The following is a 4995-nucleotide window of genomic DNA, read 5'->3' as shown; positions in this document are numbered from 1 at the left end:
GGCCCCTGCCCCGCCCGCGACGGTGTGCGGCGGGTCAGACCCGGCCGGCCGGCTCCGGCTCGCCGTCCGGGACGACGGTCAGCGGCCGGGGGGCGGCACTGTCGCCGTGGCCGGGCCACCAGGCGGCGCGGCCGAGCAGGGCGGTGAGCGCCGGGGTGAAGAACATCGCCATCACGAAGGCCGAGACGATGATGCCGAAGGCGATCGAGAAGCCGAGCTCGCTGAAGAGCGAGTTGCCGGCCAGCAGCATGGTGCCGAAGGTGGCCGCCAGGATGAAGCCGGCCGCCGCGACGGTCGGGCCGCCGTGCCGGATGGCCTCGCCGGCCGCCTCGCGGGGGCTGCGGCCCTCCTGGGCCTCCTCGCGCAGGCGGGCGATCATCAGGATGTTGTAGTCGGTGCCGATCGCCACCACGAAGAGGTAGACGAAGATCGGCAGCATGAACATCAGGCCGGGCTCGCCCTGGATCTTCTGGAAGACCAGGGTGGTGGCGCCGAGGGTGGCGCCGAAGCCGAGGCCGACCGAGGCCATCAGGTACCAGGGGGCGACGACGCTGCGCAGCAGCAGGCCGAGGATGACCATGATGAGCAGCGCGGCGATCGGGAAGACCAGCGAGTAGTCGTGCGCCATCGCGGTGTTGATGTCCTTGTACACCGAGGTGATGCCGCCGACGTAGGCCTTGGTGCCCTGGGGCGCGGCGTCGTGGGCGACGGTGCGCAGGCCGCCGATGGTGTCGATGGCCTCGTTGCTGGCCGGGGCGTCCTTGAGCATCACGGTGAAGTCGGCCGTGCGGCCGTCCTTGCTCAGCTGCGGCTTGGGCAGCACCTGGGCGATGCCGGGGGCCTTGGTGAGCGCAGTGCCGAAGCCGCTGACGGCGGAGTCGCCGAGGGCGGTGTCGCCGGTCGAGGTGAGGTAGACGTGGCTGGGGTCGGCGGCGCCGGCCGAGAACGCGCCCATGAGGGTGTTCTGGACGACCATCGACTCCTTGGTCTTCGGCATGGAGCTGCCGGCCAGGTCGAAGGTGCCCTGGTAGCCGAAGGCGGCGAGGGCCAGGGCGATCAGCACGGCGCCGGAGCCGACCGCGGCGAACAGCGGGCGGCGCTGGACGGTGCGCCCGATGGCGGCGAAGCGGGCGTCGGACGGCTCGCGCTGCCAGGCCTTGGACGGCCAGAACAGCACCCGCTCGGGGATCAGCGAGAGGATCGCGGGGACGAGGGTGACCGAGGCCAGGGCGGTGACCAGGACGGCGATGGCCAGCGAGGGGCCGAGCGCCTTGAACATGCCGAGGCTGGAGAGGATCAGGACGGCGAAGGCGACCGCGACGGCGCCGGCGGCGGAGGCGATGGCCTCGCCGACCCGGCCGACCGCGTTGGCGACGGCGTCCTTGCGGCTGTCGCCGGCCCGCAGCCGCTCGCGGTAGCGGAACATCAGGAACAGGAAGTAGTCGGTGCCGACGCCGAAGAGGACGACGATGAGGATCGCCGACATCGAGCTGTCGGACTTGAGTCCGAAGAGCTTGCTGGCGTAGCCGATCAGGCCGTTGGCGACCATCGAGTAGACGAAGATCGACAGCACCGGCAGGAACGCGATGATCGGGCTGCGGAAGATGATCCCCAGGGTGACCAGGATGATCACGACCGTGCCGAGGCCGATCAGCATGTTGGCGGTCTTGGAGGAGTCCTGCTGGTCGTAGTTCATCGCGGCCTGGCCGCCGACGAGCATCTTGACCGGGGTGCCGGCGGTGAGCTCGGCGCCGCCGTCGCGCAGGGCCTTGGCGGCGTCGCCGGCCTCGGGCTTCTGCATGATGCTCTTGTCGATGGCGATCATCGACAGGCCGTACTTGCCGTCCTTGGAGAAGGACTGCGGGCCGACCGGCAGGATCGTCTCGACGGACTTGATGTGCTTGTCGGTGAGGCCCTTGACGACCTTGCCGACGGTGGCCTTGTCCGCGTCGGTCAGCGGCGCGCCGTCGGTGCGCTCGAACATCGCGATGGCGGACGGGGTGAAGTTGGCCGGGAAGGCCTTCTCCTGGATCTGCGAGGCCTGGATGGACTCGTAGTGCTTGGGCAGGAACGCGCTCTCGTCGGTCTGCGCGGTGAGCGCGGGCGCGGTGCCGATGATCGCGATCGCGGCCACGACCCAGGTGGCGATCACCCACCAGGCCCGCCTGACGACGAAGTCTCCGATTCGGTGGAACATGCTCGTGATGCCTCCTGGGCATGGTTCACCGCAGCCCTGGGGACGGGGACGGGCGACGGCAGGACCGGGCGCGGGACGGCGGCGTCCGCCGCCCCCTAGCCGGTCGGCAGGTAAGGACGTGTACGGGCATCCTATGCGACTTTACTTGCCGCCCGGCAAGGAACCCCTTGCTCCGGGACACCCCTAGGGGGCCGGTGCCGCGCCCCCGATCCATCCTCACCTGCACGGCAAGTGGTTTTCCTCCTGCCCCGGGTGGATCCGCCTCCGCCTCAGGGTGGATTCCGCCCCGCCCCCGAGGAGGAGGCCCGGGTAGGGACAACCCCACCCCCGCACCTCGGGTCAGGCCCAGGGTCGACTCACCCGCTGGCCCGATTCCGCGTCAGGCCGGCACTTCCTAGGGTCGGTTGTGCCGCCGGAGCGCACCCGGCGCACCGGCTCCGGCGGCCCGAGGACCGCCGCTCTCCCTGGGGGATTCACCGTGACACCCAAGCTCGGACTGGCCGCCTCGATGGGCGCCTGGAGTGCGAGACACCGCAAGACCGCGGTCTTCGGCTGGCTGCTCTTCGTCGTCCTCGCCGCCTACCTCGGCGGCGTCCACGGCAGCACCAAGGTCACCGACGCCGAGTCGATGCCCGGCGAGGTCGCCCGGGCCGCGAAGATCCTCGACGACGCGGGGATCAAGACACCGGCCGGCGAGACGGTGCTGGTGCAGAGCGCCGCCCGGACCGCCGACGACCCGGCCTTCCACGCCCTCGTCGACCAGACGCTGGCCGCCGTCCGCGCCACCGGCAGGACCGCCGACCTGCGCAGCCCGTACGACACCGGGGCCGTCTCCGCGGACCGGCACGCGGCGCTGATCCAGTTCACCGTGGCCGGCGAGGACCGCGACCAGGCGGTGGCCAACGTGCCCGCGGTGCTCTCCGCGGTCGCCGGCGTGCAGGCCGCCCACCGCGACGCCACCGTCGCCGAGCTCGGCGAGGCCAGCTCCGGCAAGTGGGTCCAGGACCAGTTCAAGAACGACTTCCAGCGGGCCGAGTGGACGGCCGTGCCGCTCGCGCTCGGCATCCTGCTGATCGCCTTCGGCGCCGTGGTCGCCGCCGTCCTGCCCGTGGTGCTCGCCCTCACCGCGTTCATCGCGGCCGGCGGACTGGTCGCCCTCAGCAGCGGGATCCTGCACACCAGCGACGACGCCAGCTCGGTGATGCTGCTGGTCGGCCTCGCCGTCGGCGTCGACTACTGCCTGTTCTACCTGCGCCGCGAGCGCGAGGAGCGGGCCGCCGGACGCGACGCCGCCGGCGCCCTGCGGGTCGCCGCCGCCACCTCCGGCCGCGCCGTGCTGGTCTCCGGCGTCACCGTGGTGGTCGCGATGGCCGGCATGTTCCTCACCGGGATCGCCGACTTCCAGGCGATGTCCTTCGCCACCATCCTGGTCGTGATCACCGCCGTGCTCGGCTCGCTCACCGTGCTGCCCGCCCTGCTCTCCATGCTCGGCGACCGCGTCGAGAAGGGCCGCCTGCCGCTGCTGCACAAGCTGCGCCGCACCGACGGCGCCGCCGGCGGCCGGCTCTGGAACGCCCTGCTCACTCCGGTGCTGAACCGGCCGCTCGCCGCCACCGTGCTCGCCGGCGGCCTGCTGCTGGGCCTCGCCGCCCCGCTGCTCACCATGCACACCGCCAACCTCACCTTCCAGCAGCAACTGCCCGCCGGAAACAGCCTGGTCGCCACCTCCAAGGCCATCCAGGCCGCGTTCCCGGGCAGCCCCTCCCCCGCCACCGTCGTCGTCAGGGCCGACGCCATCGACTCGCCGGCGATGCGGCAGGCGATCGCCGACCTGCAGGCCAGGGCGCTGGCCACCGGTCGGATGCACGGACCGATCCAGGTCACCGTGCACCGGGAGCAGAACGTCGCCCTGATCGACATCCCGCTGAACGGCAGCGGCAACGACGACACCAGCACCGCCGCCCTCACCGCGCTGCGCAAGGACGTGATCCCCGCCACGGTGCTCAAAGTGCCCGGCGCCGAGGCCCCGGTCACGGGCAGCACCGCGGGCTCGCACGACTTCAACCGGCAGATGTCCGACTCCATGCTCCCGGTCTTCGGCTTCGTGGTCGCCTTCGCCTTCCTGCTGATGCTCTGCTCGTTCCGCTCGCTCGGCATCGCGGCCACCGCGGTGGTGCTCAACCTGCTCTCGGTCGGCGCCGCGTACGGCGTGCTGGCGCTGGTCTTCCAGCACGGCGTCGGCGCCTCGCTGTTCGGCACCACCGGCGTCGGCGCGGTGGAGAGCTGGGTCCCGCTGTTCCTGTTCGTGATCCTCTTCGGCCTGAGCATGGACTACCACGTCTTCGTGGTCTCCCGGATCAAGGAGGCGCACGACCGGGGCCTGACCACCCGGGCCGCCGTCTCCCACGGCATCCGCTCCACCGCCGGCGTGGTCACCAGCGCCGCGGTGATCATGGTCGGGGTGTTCGCGGTCTTCGGCACGCTCTCCATGCAGTCGATGAAGCAGATGGGCGCCGGCCTCGCGGTCGCCGTCCTGGTCGACGCCACCGTCATCCGCGCGGTGCTGCTGCCCGCCGTGATGACCCTGCTCGGCGAGCGCAACTGGTACCTGCCGCGCTGGCTGAACTGGCTGCCGAACCTGTCGCACGGCGCCGACATCCCGCCGGTCACCCCGGCCGCCGCCGCCCCCGCCGGACTGCACCTGCCCGACGGCGGCCGGCCGCGCGACGCCCGGGTCTGACCCCGCCCCGCCCCCGAGGCCGGGTCCCGGGGGCGGCGGGGGGCGGGGCGGGCGCGCG

The 4995-nt window shown here is 72.2% G+C and carries 2 protein-coding genes; one reads left to right on the top strand and one right to left on the bottom strand.

Features of this window, described 5'->3' with window-relative positions:
- Positions 1 to 34 precede the first annotated feature (34 nt).
- Positions 35 to 2197 carry an MMPL family transporter gene (locus ACFV0G_RS27625; RefSeq protein WP_380553547.1) on the bottom strand — a complete coding sequence of 721 codons (2163 nt, stop codon included), beginning with the start codon at positions 2195 to 2197 and terminating at the stop codon, positions 35 to 37.
- Positions 2198 to 2705: 508 nt separating this feature from the next.
- Between ACFV0G_RS27625 and ACFV0G_RS27620 the strand changes: the two genes are divergently transcribed.
- On the top strand, positions 2706 to 4937 hold the full coding sequence (locus ACFV0G_RS27620; protein ID WP_380553556.1) for an MMPL family transporter: 2232 nt from the start codon (positions 2706 to 2708) through the stop codon (positions 4935 to 4937).
- Positions 4938 to 4995 lie beyond the last annotated feature (58 nt).

The sequence above is a fragment of the Kitasatospora sp. NPDC059571 genome (assembly GCF_042735675.1).
Taxonomy (GTDB): Bacteria; Actinomycetota; Actinomycetes; order Streptomycetales; family Streptomycetaceae; genus Kitasatospora.
Note: the sequence above shows the minus strand (reverse complement) of the source record. Positions and strands in the feature narration are given on the sequence as shown.

Excerpts from the sequence above, each read along its gene's own strand:
- ACFV0G_RS27625 (WP_380553547.1), bottom strand. The coding sequence starts at position 2,197 with ATGTTCCACCGAATCGGAGACTTCGTCGTCAGGCGGGCCTGGTGGGTG.
- ACFV0G_RS27620 (WP_380553556.1), top strand. The coding sequence starts at position 2,706 with ATGGGCGCCTGGAGTGCGAGACACCGCAAGACCGCGGTCTTCGGCTGG.